This is a genomic window from Rhizobium sp. 42MFCr.1 (assembly GCF_000377185.1).
GTDB lineage: Bacteria > Pseudomonadota > Alphaproteobacteria > Rhizobiales > Rhizobiaceae > Rhizobium > Rhizobium altiplani.
The window spans coordinates 127,248-146,930 of the sequence record NZ_KB897821.1 but is presented as its reverse complement, the minus strand read 5'-3'; the positions used below and the strand labels follow the sequence as shown (position 1 = coordinate 146,930).

The 19,683-nt window shown below is 59.7% G+C and carries 20 protein-coding genes and 1 tRNA gene; 12 read left to right on the top strand and 9 right to left on the bottom strand.

Annotated elements, in window-relative coordinates:
* Positions 1-99 precede the first annotated feature (99 nt).
* Complete coding sequence (locus tag C934_RS35040; RefSeq protein ID WP_198011801.1) at positions 100-273, top strand: hypothetical protein; 174 nt, start codon at positions 100-102, stop codon at positions 271-273.
* A 173-nt stretch (positions 274-446) separates the two neighbouring features.
* Here C934_RS35040 and C934_RS0106250 read toward each other — a convergent pair.
* Positions 447-521: transfer RNA gene (locus C934_RS0106250), tRNA-Gly, on the bottom strand.
* A gap of 253 nt (positions 522-774) precedes the next feature.
* Between C934_RS0106250 and C934_RS0106245 the strand changes: the two genes are divergently transcribed.
* The 4 genes from C934_RS0106245 (at position 775) to C934_RS0106230 (ending at position 3,279) form a co-directional block, all read left to right on the top strand.
* Entirely contained in the window at positions 775-1,284 is a 510-nt protein-coding gene (locus C934_RS0106245; RefSeq protein WP_026371601.1) for a prolyl-tRNA synthetase associated domain-containing protein, read from the top strand.
* Between the two features lie 53 nt (positions 1,285-1,337).
* The gene (gene trxA, locus C934_RS0106240) at positions 1,338-2,303 is read left to right on the top strand and encodes a thioredoxin (protein WP_018855844.1); all 966 of its coding nucleotides are present in this window, start codon (positions 1,338-1,340) and stop codon (positions 2,301-2,303) included.
* A 112-nt stretch (positions 2,304-2,415) separates the two neighbouring features.
* On the top strand, positions 2,416-3,081 hold the full coding sequence (locus tag C934_RS0106235; RefSeq protein WP_018855843.1) for an LON peptidase substrate-binding domain-containing protein: 666 nt from the start codon (positions 2,416-2,418) through the stop codon (positions 3,079-3,081).
* Positions 3,082-3,090: 9 nt separating this feature from the next.
* On the top strand, positions 3,091-3,279 hold the full coding sequence (locus tag C934_RS0106230) for a Trm112 family protein (protein ID WP_007794429.1): 189 nt from the start codon (positions 3,091-3,093) through the stop codon (positions 3,277-3,279).
* Here C934_RS0106230 and C934_RS0106225 read toward each other — a convergent pair whose 3' ends face one another.
* Positions 3,280-4,494, bottom strand: coding sequence for a ubiquinone biosynthesis hydroxylase (locus C934_RS0106225; protein ID WP_018855842.1), 1,215 nt, complete (start codon positions 4,492-4,494; stop codon positions 3,280-3,282).
* A gap of 86 nt (positions 4,495-4,580) precedes the next feature.
* Here C934_RS0106225 and tesB point away from each other — a divergent pair, with 86 nt between their 5' ends.
* The 6 genes from tesB (at position 4,581) to C934_RS0106195 (ending at position 12,129) form a co-directional block, all read left to right on the top strand.
* Positions 4,581-5,465, top strand: a complete 885-nt coding sequence (gene tesB, locus C934_RS0106220; protein ID WP_018855841.1) for an acyl-CoA thioesterase II — start codon at positions 4,581-4,583, stop codon at positions 5,463-5,465.
* A 211-nt stretch (positions 5,466-5,676) separates the two neighbouring features.
* Complete coding sequence (locus tag C934_RS0106215) at positions 5,677-6,027, top strand: P-II family nitrogen regulator (RefSeq protein WP_018855840.1); 351 nt, start codon at positions 5,677-5,679, stop codon at positions 6,025-6,027.
* Positions 6,028-6,055: 28 nt separating this feature from the next.
* On the top strand, positions 6,056-7,489 hold the full coding sequence (locus tag C934_RS0106210) for an ammonium transporter (RefSeq protein ID WP_018855839.1): 1,434 nt from the start codon (positions 6,056-6,058) through the stop codon (positions 7,487-7,489).
* A gap of 241 nt (positions 7,490-7,730) precedes the next feature.
* On the top strand, positions 7,731-10,391 hold the full coding sequence (locus tag C934_RS0106205) for an FtsK/SpoIIIE family DNA translocase (RefSeq protein ID WP_026371600.1): 2,661 nt from the start codon (positions 7,731-7,733) through the stop codon (positions 10,389-10,391).
* A gap of 136 nt (positions 10,392-10,527) precedes the next feature.
* Positions 10,528-11,199: an outer membrane lipoprotein carrier protein LolA gene (locus C934_RS0106200; RefSeq protein ID WP_018855837.1), complete on the top strand. Its 672-nt coding sequence runs from the start codon at positions 10,528-10,530 to the stop codon at positions 11,197-11,199.
* A gap of 126 nt (positions 11,200-11,325) precedes the next feature.
* Positions 11,326-12,129 (top strand): exodeoxyribonuclease III, encoded by an 804-nt coding sequence (locus tag C934_RS0106195; RefSeq protein ID WP_018855836.1) that lies wholly within the window; start codon positions 11,326-11,328, stop codon positions 12,127-12,129.
* Between the two features lie 4 nt (positions 12,130-12,133).
* On the opposite strand, the gene C934_RS0106190 is transcribed toward C934_RS0106195, so the two are convergent.
* Positions 12,134-12,589 (bottom strand): cyclic nucleotide-binding domain-containing protein, encoded by a 456-nt coding sequence (locus C934_RS0106190; protein WP_018855835.1) that lies wholly within the window; start codon positions 12,587-12,589, stop codon positions 12,134-12,136.
* A gap of 1 nt (position 12,590) precedes the next feature.
* The gene (locus C934_RS0106185; protein ID WP_018855834.1) at positions 12,591-13,274 is read right to left on the bottom strand and encodes a response regulator transcription factor; all 684 of its coding nucleotides are present in this window, start codon (positions 13,272-13,274) and stop codon (positions 12,591-12,593) included.
* A gap of 454 nt (positions 13,275-13,728) precedes the next feature.
* Here C934_RS0106185 and C934_RS0106180 point away from each other — a divergent pair, with 454 nt between their 5' ends.
* Positions 13,729-14,559 (top strand): aldo/keto reductase, encoded by an 831-nt coding sequence (locus C934_RS0106180; RefSeq protein WP_018855833.1) that lies wholly within the window; start codon positions 13,729-13,731, stop codon positions 14,557-14,559.
* 53 nt (positions 14,560-14,612) lie between these two features.
* On the opposite strand, the gene C934_RS0106175 is transcribed toward C934_RS0106180, so the two are convergent.
* The 5 genes from C934_RS0106175 to C934_RS0106150 all read right to left on the bottom strand — a co-directional run bounded on the left by C934_RS0106175 (position 14,613) and on the right by C934_RS0106150 (position 19,581).
* The gene (locus C934_RS0106175; RefSeq protein ID WP_018855832.1) at positions 14,613-15,149 is read right to left on the bottom strand and encodes a SixA phosphatase family protein; all 537 of its coding nucleotides are present in this window, start codon (positions 15,147-15,149) and stop codon (positions 14,613-14,615) included.
* Positions 15,150-15,260: 111 nt separating this feature from the next.
* Entirely contained in the window at positions 15,261-16,670 is a 1,410-nt protein-coding gene (leuC, locus tag C934_RS0106170; RefSeq protein WP_018855831.1) for a 3-isopropylmalate dehydratase large subunit, read from the bottom strand.
* 245 nt (positions 16,671-16,915) lie between these two features.
* Positions 16,916-17,737: an amino acid ABC transporter permease gene (locus tag C934_RS0106160; protein ID WP_026371599.1), complete on the bottom strand. Its 822-nt coding sequence runs from the start codon at positions 17,735-17,737 to the stop codon at positions 16,916-16,918.
* A 22-nt stretch (positions 17,738-17,759) separates the two neighbouring features.
* Entirely contained in the window at positions 17,760-18,557 is a 798-nt protein-coding gene (locus C934_RS0106155; protein ID WP_018855828.1) for a transporter substrate-binding domain-containing protein, read from the bottom strand.
* 154 nt (positions 18,558-18,711) lie between these two features.
* A complete protein-coding gene (locus C934_RS0106150; RefSeq protein ID WP_018855827.1) occupies positions 18,712-19,581 on the bottom strand; it encodes an aldo/keto reductase family oxidoreductase in 870 nt (289 codons plus the stop codon).
* Between the last annotated feature and the right edge of the window lie 102 nt (positions 19,582-19,683).

Sequence of the window (19,683 nt, the reverse complement as noted above, 5' to 3'; positions counted from 1 at the left end):
CATCTGGAACAAAAGCACGTGGAGAGTTCGATCGAGCCGTTTCGATCACCGCTCACAGCCGCTAAGTGTTTACAAAGCGTAAACAGTCGGAGGGATGAGGTGAGAAGTTTTGCAGCAGGTCTGACCGCAGCTCATTTGGAGCAAATGCTCGCACCCTACATCGCCGACCGGCAAGGTGAAGCGGGTCGCGGCAATGCCGAGCGTGGTGACGAGCGCGAAACCGCCCCGACCAAGAAAGGCGCGGAGGATGCCTGGACATCGCCTCGCAACTAAATTCCGCTGGCCGTTTTTCGAGATCCGAGAACCGACGACTTTGGCGCGGCCGAACGTCGGTTTTTTGCTGCCCGGCGATCTCGCCAAGCCCCAGCACGCATTTCTAATGTCTTGAAAACACAAGCGATCGTCAGGCCAAAGCCTGAAAAAAGATCACTTGTTAGAAGGAAATTTGGAGCGGGCGAAGGGATTTGAACCCTCGACCCCAACCTTGGCAAGGTTGTGCTCTACCCCTGAGCTACACCCGCTCAATCCGCATCGGTCCGGGGTAGTTGTGAGGACCGTGGGCGCCACCTTGCGGCGACGGGCGCTATATCGCCCAAACGATTTTCAAATGCAACAGGGAAATGACGGAAATTCGAAGAAAAATTTGCCTGCCTCGTTCGGAGACATCGGAAGTGCCGCAAATGCAGGGCAAAGCGTCGACTGGGAGCGTTGCAAAAGATGATGGCGGGACGTAATCAGGCATGCATCCACTTTCCCGACCGCATGGATTTTCCGATGACCGACGAGACGCCGAAGACGAGAGACGACCTTTTTGCCTTTCTTGATGGCTTGGATATCAAGCACAGCACCAAAAACCATGCGCCTGTCTTTACGGTTGCCGAATCGGTCGCACTGCGTGACGAGATCCCCGGCGGCCACACGAAAAACCTCTTCGTCAAAGACAAAAAGGATCAGTTCTTCCTGCTGACGGTTGAAGAAAATGCGACTGTAGATCTGAAGACGGTGCACACGCTGATCGGCGCCGCCAGCAAGGTCTCCTTCGGAAAGCCGGAAAGGCTGATGGAGTATCTTGGGGTTGCGCCCGGTTCGGTCACGGCCTTTGGGGCCATCAATGACACCGGTGGAAATGTGACGTTCGTTCTCGATGCCGATCTGATGAAGGACGAGATCATCAATTGCCACCCACTGTCCAATGATGCAACGACTTCGATTGCAAGCGGAGATCTTATTCGCTTTATGGAAGCGACGGGACATAAGCCGCTTGTCTTGAAAGTGACGTCCTGACATACGATTTTAGCGCTAGAAAAGCCGGCTGACCGGCACGGCGGGAGATATCCATGAGCGGCAACGACAATCCTTACAGCAATTCCTTTGGCCAGATGACGGCAACGGCGAATTATGGGGCGGCCCCGGCTGCGGGCGCGGGCGGTTACATCAAGGATACGACGACCGCGAATTTCGCGAAGGATGTCATCGAGGAATCTCGCAACCAGCCGGTTCTGGTCGATTTCTGGGCACCGTGGTGTGGTCCCTGCAAGCAGCTGACCCCAGTGCTGGAAAAGGTCGTCAATGAAGCGCAAGGGCGCGTCAAGCTGGTCAAGATGAACATCGATGACCATCCGTCGATCGCAGGCCAGCTTGGTATCCAGTCGATTCCGGCCGTAATCGCCTTCGTCGGCGGTCGTCCCGCCGATGGTTTCATGGGCGCTGTGCCGGAGAGCCAGATCAACCAGTTCATCGATCGGATCGCCGGTCCGGCCGGCGCCGACCAGGCGGCCGAAATCGAAGGCGTCCTCAAGGAGGCGAACGAGTTGTTGGCATCGGGCGATATCAATGGTGCCGCACAGCTTTACGGCGCCGTCATGCAGGCCGATCCCGAGAATGCGAAGGCTTTGGCGGGAATGGCCGAATGCATGATTGCCGCAAACCAGCACGAGCGTGCGCGCGAGGCGCTGACTGACCTGCCTGAGGAGATGGCGAAGGACCCGGCGATCCAGGCTGTATCGACGAAGCTCGATCAGATCGAGGAGGCGCGCAAGCTTGGTGATCCCGTCGCTCTGGAGCAGGACCTAGCGCGAAATCCCGACGATCATGAGGCCCGCCTGAAGCTTGCCAAAATCCGCAACGTCGAGGGTCGGCGCGAAGAATCGGCAGAGCATCTGCTTTATATCATGCGCAAGGACCGCGCTTTCGACGACGATGGCGCTCGCCGGCAACTGCTGCAGTTCTTCGACGTCTGGGGCTTCAAGGATCCTGCGACGGTTTCGGCACGGCGCAAGCTCTCGGCCATGCTATTTTCGTAATTCGGGCTTCAAGTTTCGATCGCCTGCCCTTGCGTTTTCGGGGGCGGGCCCCACATTCCCGATTGTGCGGGCGCATCCTGTCGCGTCCGCGGGTGACGCAGGACCAGTCTCTATGCAAGTGGGGAATGCACGATACTTAAAGCCCGGTGATCTGCCCGATACGATCGCTGTCTTTCCGCTTGGCGGTGCGCTTCTGTTGCCCACAGGCCAGCTACCCCTCAATATCTTCGAGCCGCGTTATCTCGCGATGTTCGACGCCGCTTTGTCGGGAAATCGACTGATCGGCATGGTCCAGCCCGCGTTGGGGGACCAGGAAGGGCAGGGCGAGGTTCTGGCCCCGGTTGGCTGCCTTGGACGCATTACATCCTTCGCCGAAACAGGGGATGGTCGCTACATCGTTTCCCTCACCGGCATCTGCCGTTTTCGCCTTCTAGAGGAGCGCGAGACGCACAATCCGTTCCGGACCTTCCGCATAGCACCGTTCATTGCCGATCTCTCGGCACGCGATGAGGAGGACGCTGTCGATCGCGCCGCGCTTCTGGCTGCTTTCAAGGCCTATCTCGATGCAAACAAGCTCGAGGCCGATTGGGAAAGCGTCGAGCGCGCCAGCAACCTGACGCTCGTCAATTCGCTGGCAATGATGTCACCCTTCGGGCCTGCCGAGAAGCAGGCGCTCCTGGAGGCGCCCGACCTAAAGACACGAGCGGAAACGCTGATCGCGATCACCGAGATCGTGCTGGCGCGTGTCTTCGGTGACTCGGACACCGTTCTGCAGTAAAACGGATTCATGGACGAAAAACTCAGCCGCGTTGATCCGAAGCTTCTCGAACTGTTGGTATGCCCCCTGACAAAGGGTCGGCTAACATATGACCGCGAGCACAATGAACTCGTGTCGGAGAAGGCGCGCCTCGCCTATCCGATCCGTGATGGCATTCCGATCATGCTGGTCTCGGAGGCCCGTGGACTGGACGACTGACTAGATCGTCTGTCCTGCGAGCAGGCGAGGATTGTCCTTGGCTGTGGTGCCGGCCGCCTGGCCGATGAAGAACGACTTCAGGCCGGGAAGCCGATCGACGATGCCGAGGCCGAAATCGCGGGCGATGCGCAGCGGCGCCAGGTCATTCGAGAAGAGCCGATTGAGTACGTCGGTCGTGACGCCCATACGGAAGGTGTCAAAGCGGCGCCATGCCTGATAGCGCTCGAGAATGTTGATCGAGCCGATATCAAGGCCAAGCCGGTCGGCCTCGACAACGGTTTCGGCAAGGGCTGCGACATCCTTGAAGCCGAGGTTCAGGCCCTGGCCGGAAATCGGATGGATGCCGTGAGCCGCATCGCCGGCGAGCGCCACACGCGGAGCGACGAATGCCCGCGCCAGCGTCAATCCGAGCGGGAAGGCGCGCTTGTCACCGACAGTTCTCAACGTGCCAAGCTTGTGACCGAAGCGGCGCTCCAGTTCCTCTTCAAAGATGAGATCGTCGGACGTGACCAGACGGTTTGCTTCCGGCGTTGGCTCCGTCCAGACGAGCGAAGAGCGGTTTCCTTTCAGCGGCAGGATCGCAAACGGGCCAGACGGAAGGAAATGCTCTTCGGCGCAGCCGTGATGCGGACGCTCATGCTCGACCGTTGTGACAATTCCCGACTGACCATAGTCCCAGGACACGGTCTTGATGCCTGCCAGATCCCTTAAGTGTGAGCGGACGCCGTCGCAGGCGACAACAAGTCGGGCTTCCAACACGCTGCCATCCGAGGCGGTGACGGTTGCGTGCGTATCTTCCACGGAGAGACCGGTTGCGCTGAAGCCGTGGTGAATTTCGATGCCAAGGCGCTCGCATGCGCCCCGCAGCGCCCGGACGAGCGTGACATTCGAAATCATGTGCGCGAAGGGCCGTCCATCCTCCACTTCGCCATCGAAGGTCAGGAAAACCGGCCGTACGGGATCTGCGGTTTTCGAATCGGTAACGATCATCTTGGTGATCGGCTGCGCCTCGGGCTCGATCTCATCCCAGATGCCGAAAACCTCGAGCATCCGGGTGGCGGCGGCGATAATCGCCGAGGCACGCATGTCCTTCTGCCAGACGCCCGCAGGTGCTGCCTCGACGACCACGATATCGAGATGAGGTGCTGCCTGCTTGACCGCTACGGCCGCGGAAAGACCGACATAACCCGCGCCTACAACCAGCATGTCCCGCATGGAGTTCCGTTCCGTTTCTTGTGAATATCGTATTGATCTATATAGATCATCGCTGCCGCACTTCCTACCGTCCGGAGCTATACAAAATGACGCGTGACACCGAAAAACCGACTGCGATGGAGACGCTGCTTTCCACGCTGGACCTTGAACCGATCGAGGTCGACATCTTTCGTGGACGCAGCCCGCAGGTTGGTTGGCAGCGTGTTTTTGGCGGTCAGGTGATCGCGCAGGCGCTGATGGCAGCACAGCGCACGGTGGCGCGCGACCGCATTGTACATTCGCTGCACGCCTATTTCATGCGCCCTGGCGATCCTTCGGTGCCGATCGTCTATCAGGTCGAGCGGATTCGCGATGGGTCGAGTTTCAATACACGCCGCGCCGTCGCCATCCAGCATGGAGAGGCGATATTCGCTCTCTCTGCCTCATTCCAGATCGAGGAGCCCGGCTTCGGCCACCAGATCCTCATGCCGGATGTTCCCGCTCCTGAGAAGCTGCTCGATGAACGGCAGATCGCAGCACAGTTTCTTGCCAACGCGCCGGCACCGATTCGCAAATATTGGGAGCGTGAACGGCCGATCGAGATCCGGCCGATATCGCTGACGCATTATTTCTCGGATGAGAAGCTCGATCCGGTTCAGCATGTCTGGGTGCGGGCGACGGGGCCGGTTCCCGACGATCGCTATTATCAGGCGGCGATCCTGGCTTATCTTTCCGACATGACCCTGCTCGACACATCGCTTTATCCGCATGGAACGTCGATCTTCGATCAGACGATCCAGGTTGCGAGCCTCGATCACTCGATGTGGTTCCATCGGCCAACCAAACTCGACGATTGGCTTCTTTATACGCAGGACAGTCCTTCGGCTTCCGGCGCGAGGGGCCTCACTCGCGGTAGCTTGTTTACGAGGGACGGTACCCTGATTGCGTCGGTGGCGCAGGAGGGGCTGATTCGTAAAAGGGCAAATGAATAAAATGTAGGCACATTTGTTCATTTGGGTATTTTTTGAGCGATTATTGGGCAGTCATTTGCCTGTTTATTAGTGCCGCTTTATATAACCATTATATTTCAATATGTTAGCTTCCTCGTGGGAATCTGGCACGCTCCTTGAATGTATATCCCCGGTCGCTGTTCGTGAACGTCAGCGGCAAGGAGAGTCGGCTCCGCGCCGAGGATAACGAAGGATGGGAAACCAGATGAAAATTGTGATGGCCATTATCAAGCCGTTCAAGCTGGACGAGGTGCGCGAAGCCCTCACGGCGATCGGCATCCAGGGCCTGACCGTGACCGAAGTGAAGGGCTACGGGCGCCAGAAGGGGCATACTGAGATTTATCGCGGCACGGAATATGCGGTGAGCTTCCTGCCGAAGCTCAAGATCGAAATCGCGGTTGCTTCCGAACTCGTCGACAAGGCCGTTGAGGCCATCGTGTCATCCGCCAAGACCGGCCAGATCGGCGATGGCAAGATCTTCGTTTATTCGATCGACCATGCCGTGCGCATCCGCACCGGCGAAACCGACACAGAAGCGCTGTAAGAGCGGCAGAGCAAGGGAGCCTCTTTCAATGTCAATCTCGAAATTTTCCTCCACATATGCGCGGCTTGCTGCTGCGTCTGCCGCGCTGCTCGCGCCGGTCGCCGCCTTCGCGCAGGATGCCGCCACGACGGCTGCGCCTGCTGCCGCCGCTGCTGCTCCTGCGATGACGGTCGACAAGGGTGACAACACGTGGATGCTCATCTCCACCGTGCTTGTCCTGCTGATGACAATTCCGGGCCTCGCCCTTTTCTACGGTGGCCTCGTCCGCGCCAAGAACATGCTTTCCGTTCTCATGCAGGTCTTCATGATCACGGCCGTGGTCATGATCATCTGGGTTACCTACGGCTATTCGCTGGCCTTTACGGACGGCGGTTCGCTCAACAGCTTCGTCGGCGGCTTCTCGAAGGCATTCCTTGCAGGCGTCGACACGACCACCCTGTCAGAGACCTTTACGAAGGGCGTTGCAATTCCCGAGCTGACCTTCGTTTGCTTCCAGATGACCTTCGCCTGCATCACGCCAGCCCTGATCGTCGGCGCCTTTGCCGAGCGCATCAAGTTCTCGGCCGTCATGCTGTTCGTGGTTCTGTGGGTCACTTTCGTCTACTTCCCGATGGCACACATGGTCTGGTTCTGGGGTGGCCCAAGCTCCTACACTTCGCCGTCTGGCCTGATCTTCTCCTACGGAGCGCTCGACTTCGCCGGCGGCACGGTCGTCCACATCAATGCCGGTATTGCCGGTCTGATCGGCGCCATCATGCTCGGCAAGCGCACGGGCTATAAGAAGGAAATCATGGCACCGCACTCCATGACCCTCACGATGGTCGGTGCTTCGCTTCTGTGGGTCGGCTGGTTCGGCTTCAATGCCGGATCGAACCTCGAAGCAAATGCCTACGCCTCGCTCGCGATGATCAACACCTTTGTCGCAACGGCTGCTGCCGCTGTGTCCTGGTGCCTCGTTGAAAACTTCACCCGCGGCAAGGCTTCAATGCTCGGTGCAGCTTCGGGCGCTGTCGCTGGTCTCGTTGCCGTTACCCCGGCAGCTGGCTTCGCCGGCCCAATGGGTTCGATCGTTCTCGGCCTCATCGTCTCGCCGGTCTGCTACTTCTTCGTTGACGTCGTGAAGAACAAGTTCAACTACGACGACTCGCTCGATGTCTTCGGTGTTCACTGCATCGGTGGTATCCTCGGCGCCATCGGCACCGGTATCCTGGTCAACCCGGCACTCGGCGGCGCAGGCATTGTCGATTACTCGACGGCCGATTTCGCCGCCGGCTATCCGGGCACGGCGACGCAGGTCTTCGCTCAGCTGAAGGGCGTCCTGACAACGATCGCATGGTCGGGTATCGGTTCCCTGATCCTCTACAAGATCGTTGATGTCGTTATCGGTCTGCGCGTCTCTGTCGAAGCCGAGCGCGAAGGTCTCGACCTTTCGACCCACGGCGAAGCCGCTTACCACGCGTAATCAAGGCATTGCGGCGCTGGCGCAAGCCGGCGCCGCTGAACAGCCCGTCGCGGCCTATTCATCCGAATAGACCGCTCTTGGCCCGGACCTCCATAGGTTCGGGCTTTTTTATTTTCCGCTGCAAGATGTGGGGGCGGCATGGTTAATACCGCTTTAACTGTCCTCTGATTAGGTGGGGCGAAGGTACTGAGCGCAGACGCTTGGCGATTCGAACGCTCTCACGCATTGGACGGGTACACACATGGCAAGAAGCACATCGCCAGCAATGGATGGCCGGCCGGACCGTTTTTCCCTCTCGGGTTTCATGTTCCGGCAGGCGCAGACCCTTTTTGGCTTCGCCATCTTCCTGCTGCTCGCATTGGCGGTCGCAGCGCTCGCGACCTGGAACGTCGCGGACCCGAGCTATTCCTATGCGACCGGGAACCAACCGACGAACATCCTGGGTTATGGCGGCGCCGCGTTCGCCGACATCGCCATGCAATTCTTTGGCCTGGCCAGTGTCGTGGCGCTTCTGCCGGTTGTCGCTTGGGCTCTCGCTCTGATCTCAGGCAGGCGTTTCAGCCGCATTCCCGCGCGCGCCGCAGCCTGGGGCTTGGGTTCCGTGCTCTCCTCCGCCGTTATTGGCTGCTTCCCGCCACCACTCACCTGGCCGATCCCGAATGGCATCGGCGGCGTTATTGGCGATATGATCCTGCGGTTTCCTGCCTTGTTCGTCGGTGCCTATCCGACGGGCGCTTTTGCGACCGCCGTCGGTTGCGTGTTCGCTGTCCCGACCGTCTGGATGATGCTGTTTGCTGCCGGCATCGTCGGTCGCAGCGAGGACGATGAAGAGGAGGCCGAGGAAGCCTACGCAAGCACTCGCTCCAAGCTGCGCTCGGTCGGCGACGAAGATGAAGATGACGATGAAGGCGGCTGGCTTGCCTTCGGTGCGCTGACGCACGCCTGGTACATGAGCCAGGCCCGAATGCGCCGGCTGCTCGGCATGGGTCCGCGCAAGCGCCGGCAGGATGATTTCGAGTCGCCGTACGACTTCAACGACGACGAGTTTGGCAAGCTGAACGAACCGGTTCGCGCAAAGGCGCCGGCCGGGCGCGGCGATCGCATGGAGCCATCAATGGAGCCGCGCGCTGCCTCGCAGCGCCGCATTGTTTCTACGCCGTCCATTTCGTTGAACAATGATGACGATGACGACGATCTGCCGTTCGACGACATGCCGCCGCGGCCGGCCGATATCCTGCCTGATGACGATGACTGGATGATTCGCGCGCCGGCCAAGGCGACCGGGCGCGCGGAACCGCGCGTCGTGCAGCCTCCGGCGCGGCCGAAACCTGGTGCGCGTCTCGAACGGGAGCAGCAGGGATCGTTCATTCGTCCCGAGGGCTTCCAGCTTCCGTCGATGCACCTTCTCGCGGAACCGAAGAATGTCGTGCGAGATTCAACACTATCTGCCGACGCGCTGGAACAGAATGCGCGCATGCTCGAGGGCGTGCTCGAGGATTTCGGCGTCAAGGGCGAGATCATCCACGTTCGTCCCGGTCCGGTCGTCACGCTTTACGAACTGGAACCTGCGCCTGGCATCAAGTCGTCTCGCGTCATCGGCCTTGCCGACGATATTGCCCGTTCGATGAGCGCGATCGCTGCCCGCGTCGCCGTCGTGCCGGGTCGCAACGCGATCGGCATCGAACTGCCGAACTCCACGCGCGAAACCGTCTATCTGCGTGAACTCATCGCTTCCCGTGACTTCGAGGGCTCCAAGGCCAAGCTTGCCATGGCGCTCGGCAAGACGATCGGCGGCGAGGCCGTGATTGCTGATCTGGCGAAGATGCCGCACTTGCTGGTTGCCGGTACGACCGGTTCCGGTAAGTCGGTCGCCATCAACACCATGATCCTGTCACTGCTCTACCGCATGACGCCGGAGCAGTGCCGCCTGATCATGATCGATCCGAAGATGCTCGAATTGTCCGTCTACGACGGCATTCCGCACCTTCTCTCGCCTGTTGTGACGGATCCGAAGAAGGCAGTCGTTGCGCTCAAGTGGACCGTCCGCGAGATGGAAGAGCGCTACAAGAAGATGTCGAAGATCGGCGTCCGTAATATCGACGGCTTCAACAGCCGCGTCGAGCAGGCGCTTGCCAAGGGCGAGGTGATCTCGCGCACCGTCCAGACCGGTTTCGACCGCCATACCGGCGAAGCGATGTACGAGACGGAAGAGTTCGACCTGCAGCCCATGCCTTACATCGTCGTCATTATCGACGAGATGGCCGACCTGATGATGGTCGCCGGCAAGGATATCGAAGGTGCTGTGCAGCGCCTGGCGCAGATGGCACGCGCGGCCGGCATCCACGTCATCATGGCGACCCAGCGTCCGTCCGTCGATGTCATCACGGGCACGATCAAGGCAAACTTCCCGACGCGCATTTCCTTCCAGGTGACGTCGAAGATCGACAGCCGCACCATCCTCGGAGAGCAGGGCGCCGAGCAACTCCTCGGCATGGGCGACATGCTCTATATGGCCGGCGGCGGGCGCATTCAGCGCGTCCATGGTCCGTTCGTTGCCGATATGGAAGTGGAGGAGATCGTTTCCTATCTGAAGACTCAAGGCTCGCCGCAATATCTCGACGCCATCACCGCCGATGACGACGAAGACGGCGACTACGGCGGCGGTCCGGCAGGGACGTCCAATCTCTCCGATTCCGACGATCCGTACGACCAGGCTGTCGCCATCGTTCTGCGTGACGGAAAGGCGTCAACGTCGTATATTCAGCGTAGACTTGGCATTGGATACAACCGCGCCGCATCACTGATCGAGCGGATGGAGCAGGAAGGCATCATCGGTCCCGCCAACCATGCTGGAAAACGCGAGATCCTGGTTCCGACCGAAGACGATATTCTCGACCGTTGAGGTCGACAGCGATCAAAATGATGCCGGGATCACGGAAACCTGATCGCGCTGAAACCGTTAGTTTATGCAGGTCTGCGAACTACGCCATGAAGGCGCCGCGTTTCCGCAGCATTCGAATTGCATAAAGGAGACATAGATGAACAACTCCGATTCCATCTTGGATCGCATCTCGCTGAGCCGGCGCCATCTTCTCGGCTCGCTGGCCGCCGCTGCGGCATCTGCGATTCCGATTGCTGCCTATGCGCAAGCGGCATCCGCTGCTTCAGGTGCCAGCACCGCGCAGGCGATCGCGGATCACTTTTCGAGCGTCGCTACGATGCAGGGCGAATTCGTTCAATTCGGCCCGCGTGGCGAGCAGACCGGCGGAAAGTTCTACATTAAGCGCCCCGGCAAACTGCGCTTCAACTATGACAATCCGTCACCGATCCGTGTCATCGCGGACGGCAAGAACGTTGCTGTTGGAAATATGAAGCTCAAGACGTGGGATCTCTACCCATTGTCGAAGACGCCGCTCAGCCTGCTGCTGGCGCAACGGATCGATCTCTCGGCCGGCTCGGTGAAGAGCGTGAAGCAGGAGTCCGACCTGACGACGATCGCCCTTGGCAACAACACGATCTTCGGTAACTCGACAATTACGATGATGTTCGACCCGAAGACCTACGATCTCCGCCAGTGGACGATTACCGACAACCAAGGCAAGGACACCTCGGTGATGGTGTTCAACGTCAAGACGGGCGTCCAGTTCGACGACAAGGTGTTCAGGGTGCCCTATGAAGTGATCCCGGGAACGGCCGCTTACCGAGATTGATTTCAGCTGTTTTATGAGAAGAACGCCTCGCGATCTCGCGGGGCGTTTTTCTTTGCGCGTATCCGTTCCATCGGCAAAGCCTTTGCTCTAAAGCCAGTTCGTCCGGTTTTGAAAGGCAAAGATGGAATGAGCTTCTCGGTTACGACGTGGAATATCAACTCTCTGCGGCTGCGCATGCCGATCGTCGAGCAATTCGTCCTCAAACATAAGCCGGACATCCTTTGCTTCCAGGAAACGAAGGTTCCGAACGACTTGTTTCCTGCCTCGCCGTTGCGCGCGATGGGCTACGAACACATCATCATCCACGGCCAGAAGGGCTATCATGGCGTTGCGATTGCATCGCGCGTTCCATTGGTCGAGGACCACCGGCAGGACTATTGCAACGTCGGTGACGCGCGGCACATCTCGGCCATCTTCGAGCGCGGTAGCCGGCGCATTCGCCTGCATAACTTCTACGTGCCGGCCGGAGGCGACGAACCGGATCGGGAGATCAATCCGAAGTTCGGCCACAAGCTCGATTTCATCGAGGAAATGAAGCAGCTCAAGGCAAATGGCGAGGCGAATACATCCTCAATCCTTGTCGGCGACCTCAACATCGCTCCGCTTGAGCAGGACGTCTGGTCCCACAAGCAGTTGCTGAAGATCGTCAGCCACACGCCCGTGGAGACGGAAGGCCTTCTCCAGGTGATGCAGCGCGGCGCCTGGCTCGACCTTATGCGGCAGCACGTGCCTGAGAACGAAAAGCTCTATACCTGGTGGAGCTATCGCGCCAAGGACTGGGAAGCGGCCGATCGCGGCCGCCGCCTTGACCACATCTGGAGCTCAAAGGATCTTGGGCCACACCTGCAGCGCATCGACATCCTGAAGGAAGCGCGCGGCTGGGAGCGGCCGTCCGACCACGTGCCTGTCACGGCGCACTTCAATCTCTGATCTGTCAGATAAAGCGGTGAAGCTGGGCCGCGGCTCTGGCCGCAAGCTCGGCAATATTGTCGCGGATACGGCTCTCGATCAACCGGGCTGCATCCGGATACTCCTCGATCAACCGATGGAAGAGTGAGCGCGTGATGCGGATGATGCTCGTGTCTTCCGTTGCAACGGCCGTAAACTTGCGCTCGACCAAGGTGATCAGGGCAAGTTCGGATAGAAGCGTGCCGGGTCCGACGGTGTTCTGGATCTCGGGCTGACCGTCGCGACCGGTGCGGCTGAGTTCGACATTGCCGCTGAGGATCACATAGGCGCTTTCTGCCGGCGAGCCCTCGCGGAAGAGCATCTGGCCGGCCGACATGACGCGGCGATCCGCACCAAAGGCGATCAGACGCAGCTGATCCTCGGACATGCCGTGGAACAGCGGCAGCTGCGACAGTAGCCTGATGTCGTCGTTTAGGGCCATGCTACGGTATGATCTTGTAGCCGCCGTTTTCTGTTACCAGAATCTCGGCGTTGGAGGGATCGCGTTCGATCTTCTGGCGGAGACGGTAAACGTGGGTTTCCAGGGTGTGTGTCGTCACCCCCGAATTGTAACCCCACACCTCTTCCAGCAGCACGTCACGGGTGACGACCTTTTGCTCCGCGCGATAGAGGTAGCGAATGATCGCGGCTTCCTTTTCGGTCAGACGGATCTTCTGCCCGCTGTCCATCGTCAGGAGCTTCTGGCTCGGCTTGAAGACATAGGGGCCGACATTGAAGGTGGCGTCCTCGCTCTGCTCGTGCTGCCGGAGCTGCACGCGGATGCGGGCAAGCAGGACGGCAAAGCGGAAGGGCTTCGCGATGTAGTCGTTAGCGCCAGCCTCCAAGCCCAGGATCGTATCCGAGTCCGTGTCATGGCCGGTCAGCATGATGATCGGGGCTTTCAAGCCGCCCTTGCGCAGCAGCTTCACGGCTTCGCGGCCGTCCATGTCAGGCAGGCCCACATCCATGATCAACAGGTCGATCGGCGTTGATCGCGCGCGCTCGACACCCTTGGCCGCTGTCGTTTCCTGGAGGACCGTGAATTCGTCATAGAGCGAAAGCTGCTCCGTGAGTGTCTCGCGGAGGTCGTCATCATCATCCACCAAGAGAATGGTGCGTGCGGTCATGCGGCTCTTTCCCTCGCCTACGGTCCCTCACTCCTACGCCAATTTTCCGGCATTGGCAAAGATCGGGCGACCGAGCTGTTGTCGTATACGATGCTATGTGATTTCAATCACAATCCTAGCAATCGCAAACACATGTGAGAAAAATGGAGAAAACAAGGCGTCCGACGCGGATAAAGTCGACGACCCTCCTCGTTTGTCCTGCGCCGGGCAAAAAAGCAGGGCTTTGATCCAGTTCGGCTGCGTCGCCGTTCATCCGCGCGATATGCAGCGTCTTCTGCCCTTCATGCGCAGAGGCACTGTCGTTCGTGTTCTTTGACGCTCGGGGGTGATAAACCAGTCCCGCTTACCTATATGCCCTTTCGACCGGCGCACGGCTGAAATGCGCGCAGGGAAATCCGCAAGAAGCGGATTCAATCATGCCTCGTCCAATTCTTCAAAATTACGGAGACATATTGTGGCACAGCAACCCATCATCACTTTCCATGACGGACATTCCATTCCCCAGGTCGGTCTCGGCGTGTGGCAGACGCCCCAGGAGATTGCGGCACCGACGGTGCGCACGGCCATTGCCGCCGGCTATCGCCACATCGACACGGCGTCCGGCTACGACAACGAGGAAGGCGTCGGCGAGGGCATCCGCTCGTCCGGCCTCGATCGCAAGGACATTTTCGTCACCACCAAGCTCCGCAACACCGACCAGGGCTACGACGCGACCATGCGCGCCTTCGAAGGCAGCCTGAGGAAGCTCGGTACTGATTATGTCGATCTCTACCTCATCCACTGGCCGTCGCCGCAGCGTGCGCTCTATCGCGAAACCTGGAAGGCCTTCGTGAAGATCCGGGAAGAGGGCCGCGCTCGTTCGATCGGCGTTTCCAACTTCTATCCCGACCATCTCGAACAGATCATCGGCGATACAGGTGTCGTCCCTGTCATCAACCAGATCGAGCTGCATCCGGATTTCCAGCAGCGGGCGGCGCAGGAAGCGCACAAGAAGCTGAACATTGCCACCGAATCCTGGAGCCCGCTCGGTCAGGGCAAGTTGATCGCCGATGCGACGATTGGCGAGATCGCCAGGAAGCACGGAAAGACACCCGCGCAGGTCATCATCCGTTGGCACATCGACAGCGGTCTCGTCGTCATTCCGAAGTCGGTGACGCCGTCGCGCATTGAGGAGAATTTCAAGGTCTTCGATTTCAAGCTGGATGCAGCCGACATGGCGGCGATTGCCAAGCTTGACGACAAGAGCGCCCGCATGGGGCCGGATCCGTACACGGCCAATTTCTGATCTGTTTGGGCTCCCTCCTCTTTATGCGGGGAGGAGGGAGACGCAGTTTTCACTCAGGCGAGCGAACGCGGCGTGACGAACCGCTCCAGCGTGCCGCTCTTTGGTTTTAGCCCTTTCCAGCGATCCACATCGAACTCGATGACGGCAAGTGCGGCTGTCGGGAATTTCTCCCTGATGCCAACACATGCCTCCGGGTCGCCTGCACCGATCAGGCCATCCGCAAGATCCTGAAAACCGGGATTGTGTCCGATCAGCATGAGGGTCCGGACCGATGGATCGATCGACTGTACGACGGCAGCGATCTTCGCCGCAGAGGCTTCGTACAAGTCCTCCGAATCCTGCTTTGCGATCGAGGGCGGCAGCTTTTTGGCGACGAGTTTCCAGGTCTGCTGCGTGCGGCGCGCGGACGATACAAGCACGAGATCGGGAATAAGCTTTTCACGCGCGAGGTAGCGGCCCATCAATGGCGCTGTCTTTTCTCCACGGCCGGCCAGCGGGCGGTCGTGGTCGGCCACGTCCTCCGGCCATGCGGATTTGGCGTGACGAAGAAGAAGCAGGCGTCGTTTGGTGGAGGGATTTGCGGCGCTCATATGCTCACCTGAAAGGAGCCAGGGGGTCGAACGCGGCGATTGTCGCACCGAATACGTCCGGTGTCTGCTGAGATAGCCTCCCCCTCGTTTCCGAAGGGGAGGCCCTTATGCTTAGTTCCACTCGCGGATATCGACGAAGTGGCCGGCGATCGCCGCTGCGGCGGCCATCGCTGGAGACACCAGGTGCGTACGACCCTTGAAGCCCTGGCGGCCTTCGAAGTTGCGGTTCGAGGTCGAGGCGCAACGTTCGCCGGGCTTCAGGCGGTCGTCGTTCATGGCGAGGCACATGGAGCAGCCGGGCTCGCGCCAGTCAAAGCCGGCCGCCTTGAAGATCTTGTCGAGGCCTTCCTTCTCCGCTTGCTCCTTCACGAGGCCGGAGCCCGGAACGATCATGGCGTTGACGGTCGAGGCAACGGTCTTGCCCTCGACGACCTTGGCAACAGCGCGCAGGTCTTCGATGCGGCCGTTCGTGCAGGAGCCGATGAAGACGCGGTCGATGTTGATCTCGGTGATCGGGGTGCCGGGCTTCAGGCCCATGTAATCAAGCGCACGCCACTTGGAAGCGCGCTTCGTCTCTTCGGGGATTTCATCAGGGTTCGGAACGACGCCCTGAACGGAAATGACGTCCTCCGGCGAAGAGCCCCAGGATACGATTGGCGGCAGTTCGGCGGCGTTGAGCTTCACGACGCGGTCGAAATGCGCGCCTTCGTCCGACTTCAGGGTCTTCCAGTAAGCGATTGCCTGTTCCAGCGCCTCGCCCTTCGGCGCGCGCGGCTTGCCCTTGATGTACTCGAAGGTGGTCTCATCGGGCGCGATCAGGCCGGCGCGGGCGCCGCCTTCGATCGACATGTTGCAGATCGTCATGCGGCCTTCCATCGACAGCGCGCGAATGGCTTCGCCGGCGTATTCGATGACGTAGCCGGTGCCGCCGGCGGTGCCGATTTCACCGATGATGGCGAGAACGATATCCTTGGCGGTGACGCCAGCCGGCAGTACGCCGTCGACCTGCACCAGCATGTTCTTCGCCTTCTTCTGGATCAGCGTCTGGGTGGCGAGCACGTGCTCGACCTCAGACGTGCCGATGCCATGGGCGAGCGAGCCGAAGGCGCCATGCGTCGAGGTGTGGCTGTCGCCGCAGACAATCGTCATGCCGGGCAGGGTGAAGCCCTGTTCCGGTCCGATGATGTGGACGATGCCCTGGCGCTTGTCGTTTTCCGAGTAGTACTCGACATTGAATTCGGCGGCGTTGATGGCGAGTTGCTCGACCTGGATACGGCTCTCTTCGTTCTTGATGCCGAGATGGCGATCAGGTGACGTCGGGACGTTGTGGTCGACCACAGCCAGCGTCTTTTCCGGCGCGCGAACCTTGCGGCCAGTCATGCGCAGGCCTTCGAAGGCCTGCGGCGAGGTGACTTCGTGGACCAGGTGGCGGTCGATGTAGAGAAGACAGGTGCCGTCGTCCTGCTGATCGACCAGGTGGTCGTCCCAGATCTTGTCGTAAAGGGTACGCGGTGCGCTCATGGCGGTAGGTCCGTTCTTGGATGCGTATGGAAAAATGGAGTTGGTGGCGGTGAGGCCCGCCGGGCCGTCATTCGATCAACGAAGTCGGCTGTTGAGTGCACCGGAAACGGCCGCAAAGAAACGTGCCGGCAGGCGGTAGTGATCCTGCAGCACGAAAATATGCGCCCCAATGCAACTGAACTTGGATTCCATGCGCTGTCACATACCAATTTTTCGCGACGGCGGCAATTCGAATCATTCGGCCGCTAGCGCCGGTCTTTCCCGCGCATCCGTTTCTCCACCTGCCTCAGGGCAAGCGACAAACCGATCGTCAGGATGAGGTAGATATAGGTGACGATCGAATAGGTTTCAAAGAAGCGAAAGGAGCCGGAGGCATAGATCTTGCCCATCTGCGTGATGTCGGAGACACCGAGCACCGACACCAGCGACGAGTCCTTGACCATCGCTACGAAATCGTTCGACAGGGGCGGGAAGATCACCTTGATCGCCTGCGGAAAGACGACGAAGCGGAAGCGGTGATAGCGCGACAGGCCGAGCGCCTTGGCCGCCTCGATCTGGCCGTGGTCGACGGACTGAATGCCGGCGCGGAAGACTTCGGCGATGAAAGAGGAGTAGCCGATCATAAGGGCGATGATCGCTCGCCACATCAGCGAGAAGTCGCGCACCATCACTGGTTCGCTAAAGCCTGCCTGGATCAGCGGACTGGTCAGGAAGTTGTAGGCGGCGACGATGCCGGGGGCGCCGACGAAGGCGACATAGAAGAGCAGCACCAGCATCGGCACGCCGCGGATCACCTCGATGTAAAAACGCGAGATCTGGCGGAGCGCGACACTGTCGGACAATCCGAGCAACGCGACGCCGAGGCCGAGAAGGGTCGCCAGCGCAAAGCCCACCAGCGTCACGAAGATGGTAACGCCGACGCCATTGAAGACGGTGCGGAAGACCTGCGCATAGATGTCGTTGGCGATGATGACGACGGCAAGGACGATTCCGATCGCGACAAGGGCGACCAGCCACCAGGGGTAGTCGCCCTTCACATGCCCGCCAGGGGCTGGCTGCGGAGCCATCACGCGTTAACCGAAGACGGGATCATTCGCCCATCTTGTAGTCGAGGAACCACTTCTTGTTCAGCGCGTCGAAGGTGCCGTCGGCCTTCAGGCTTGCGATTGCGGCATTGACCGCGGCGACGAGATCGGAGCCCTTCGGGAAGATGAAACCGAAATCCTCCGTGCCGAGCGGGCCGCCAATGACCTTCAGGCCGCCGTTCGAGGCGTCGACATAGCCCTTGGCAGCGACGCTGTCGGTCAGCACCACGTCGACGTCGCCGGCCTTGAGCGCCTGGACGGTGGCGCCGAAGGTTTCGAAGAGCTTGACGCGCGGGTTTTGCTCGTTGCCGTCAAGGATTTCGTAGACGGCGGTGTAGAAAGGCGACGTGCCCGGCTGCGCGCCGACGAGGCCTTCATTGAAGGCGCCGAAGGTCTTTGCGTCGGTGAAGCGGCTTTCATCGCCGCGCACCAGCATGAACTGCTGCGAACGCATGTAGGGATCGGAAAAATCGACCTTGGCCTTGCGATCATCCTTGATGGTGATACCGGTCATGCCGATGTTGTACTGGTTGTCGGAGACCGCCTGGATCATCGCGTCCCAGCTGGTGTTCTGGTACTCGACCTTGAAATTCAGCCGCTTGGCGATCTCGTTCATCGCATCATATTCCCAGCCGATCGCCTTGCCCGACTTCGGATCGACGAACTGTAACGGCGGATAGGCGTTCTCGGTGACGACGACGACCGACTTGCCCTTGAGGTCGGGAAGGTCGGCGGCGAAGGCGGCCAGCGGCGACAGGACGAGGGCGGTCAGTCCTGCAAGGACAGTGCGACGGAACGGCATTAAATATCTCCCCGAAATATAGCTCGCGAAACCTGTCATAGTTGCGAAGCGGATGGCAAGAGAATTGCCGTATGTCGCCGTTCAAAATCAGAAAAGGCGGTCCAAAGACCGCCCTTCCATGCGAAGATTTTTGCGGGACAGATCGCAAATGTCGTCAGCGAGACGCGATACCATCCAGTTTCTCAATGGCTCCGGTGGGCAAGGTGATATCGGCGACCGCGAGGTTCTCCCTGAGGTGGAGACGTGACGAGGTGCCGGGTATGAGCAAGATATTCGGCGCGCGCTGCAGAAGCCACGCAAGAGCAACCTGCATCGGTGTTGCGTCAAGCTCCGCAGCGACATCCGACAGCGTGGACGATTGCAATGGCGAGAAGCCCCCGAGCGGAAAGAAAGGCACATAGGCTGTTCCTTCCGTCGCGAGCTGGTCGATCAGCGGATCATCCCCGCGATGCACAAGATTGTACTGGTTTTGAACGCAAACGATTTCGGTGATCTTTCTGCCATCCGCGACTTGCTTGGTGGTGACGTTGGAGAGGCCAACGTGTCTGACAAGGCCCTGGCGCTGAAGATCGGCGAGGACGGTGAGGGGTTCTTCCAGAGATCCCTCCGCCGGGCCATGGACATCAAATATGGCTCGCAGATTGACCACATCGATCACCTCGAGGCCCAGATTCTTGAGGTTGTCGTGAATTGCCAGCGTCAGCGCTTCTTTTGAGAAGGCCGGGTTCCACGACGCGTCTGGCCCACGCGTTGCTCCGATCTTCGTGACGATCACAAGATTATCCCGATAAGGATGCAGCGCCTCCCTGATGATCTGGTTGGTGATGTGCGGGCCGTAGAAGTCGCTGGTGTCGATGTGGTTGACGCCGCTTTCGACTGCTTCGCGCAACACAGCGATTGCCTCGGCGCGATCCTTCGGGGGTCCGAAGACGCCCTTGCCAGCAAGTTGCATGGCCCCGTAGCCAAGCCGCGCCACCGTGCTGTCGCCGAGTGTGAATGTGCCCGATTTTTCGAGATTGGACATGATCTGCTCCGTTTAAAGACAGGGCAGAAATAGGTCAGACCGGCTCTTGCGATAACGGCATGCATTCCGCACGGGCTGTTTGGAATTTCGGACAATGGCGGT

What these genes read in the sequence shown, in the direction of transcription:
- C934_RS0106245 (WP_026371601.1), top strand. Translation starts at nt 775, where the DNA reads ATGACCGACGAGACGCCGAAGACGAGAGACGACCTTTTTGCCTTTCTT.
- trxA (WP_018855844.1), top strand. Translation starts at nt 1,338, where the DNA reads ATGAGCGGCAACGACAATCCTTACAGCAATTCCTTTGGCCAGATGACG.
- C934_RS0106235 (WP_018855843.1), top strand. Translation starts at nt 2,416, where the DNA reads ATGCAAGTGGGGAATGCACGATACTTAAAGCCCGGTGATCTGCCCGAT.
- C934_RS0106230 (WP_007794429.1), top strand. Translation starts at nt 3,091, where the DNA reads ATGGACGAAAAACTCAGCCGCGTTGATCCGAAGCTTCTCGAACTGTTG.
- C934_RS0106225 (WP_018855842.1), bottom strand. Translation starts at nt 4,494, where the DNA reads ATGCGGGACATGCTGGTTGTAGGCGCGGGTTATGTCGGTCTTTCCGCG.
- tesB (WP_018855841.1), top strand. Translation starts at nt 4,581, where the DNA reads ATGACGCGTGACACCGAAAAACCGACTGCGATGGAGACGCTGCTTTCC.
- C934_RS0106215 (WP_018855840.1), top strand. Translation starts at nt 5,677, where the DNA reads ATGGGAAACCAGATGAAAATTGTGATGGCCATTATCAAGCCGTTCAAG.
- C934_RS0106210 (WP_018855839.1), top strand. Translation starts at nt 6,056, where the DNA reads ATGTCAATCTCGAAATTTTCCTCCACATATGCGCGGCTTGCTGCTGCG.
- C934_RS0106205 (WP_026371600.1), top strand. Translation starts at nt 7,731, where the DNA reads ATGGCAAGAAGCACATCGCCAGCAATGGATGGCCGGCCGGACCGTTTT.
- C934_RS0106200 (WP_018855837.1), top strand. Translation starts at nt 10,528, where the DNA reads ATGAACAACTCCGATTCCATCTTGGATCGCATCTCGCTGAGCCGGCGC.
- C934_RS0106195 (WP_018855836.1), top strand. Translation starts at nt 11,326, where the DNA reads ATGAGCTTCTCGGTTACGACGTGGAATATCAACTCTCTGCGGCTGCGC.
- C934_RS0106190 (WP_018855835.1), bottom strand. Translation starts at nt 12,589, where the DNA reads ATGGCCCTAAACGACGACATCAGGCTACTGTCGCAGCTGCCGCTGTTC.
- C934_RS0106185 (WP_018855834.1), bottom strand. Translation starts at nt 13,274, where the DNA reads ATGACCGCACGCACCATTCTCTTGGTGGATGATGATGACGACCTCCGC.
- C934_RS0106175 (WP_018855832.1), bottom strand. Translation starts at nt 15,149, where the DNA reads ATGAGCGCCGCAAATCCCTCCACCAAACGACGCCTGCTTCTTCTTCGT.
- leuC (WP_018855831.1), bottom strand. Translation starts at nt 16,670, where the DNA reads ATGAGCGCACCGCGTACCCTTTACGACAAGATCTGGGACGACCACCTG.
- C934_RS0106160 (WP_026371599.1), bottom strand. Translation starts at nt 17,737, where the DNA reads ATGGCTCCGCAGCCAGCCCCTGGCGGGCATGTGAAGGGCGACTACCCC.
- C934_RS0106155 (WP_018855828.1), bottom strand. Translation starts at nt 18,557, where the DNA reads ATGCCGTTCCGTCGCACTGTCCTTGCAGGACTGACCGCCCTCGTCCTG.
- C934_RS0106150 (WP_018855827.1), bottom strand. Translation starts at nt 19,581, where the DNA reads ATGTCCAATCTCGAAAAATCGGGCACATTCACACTCGGCGACAGCACG.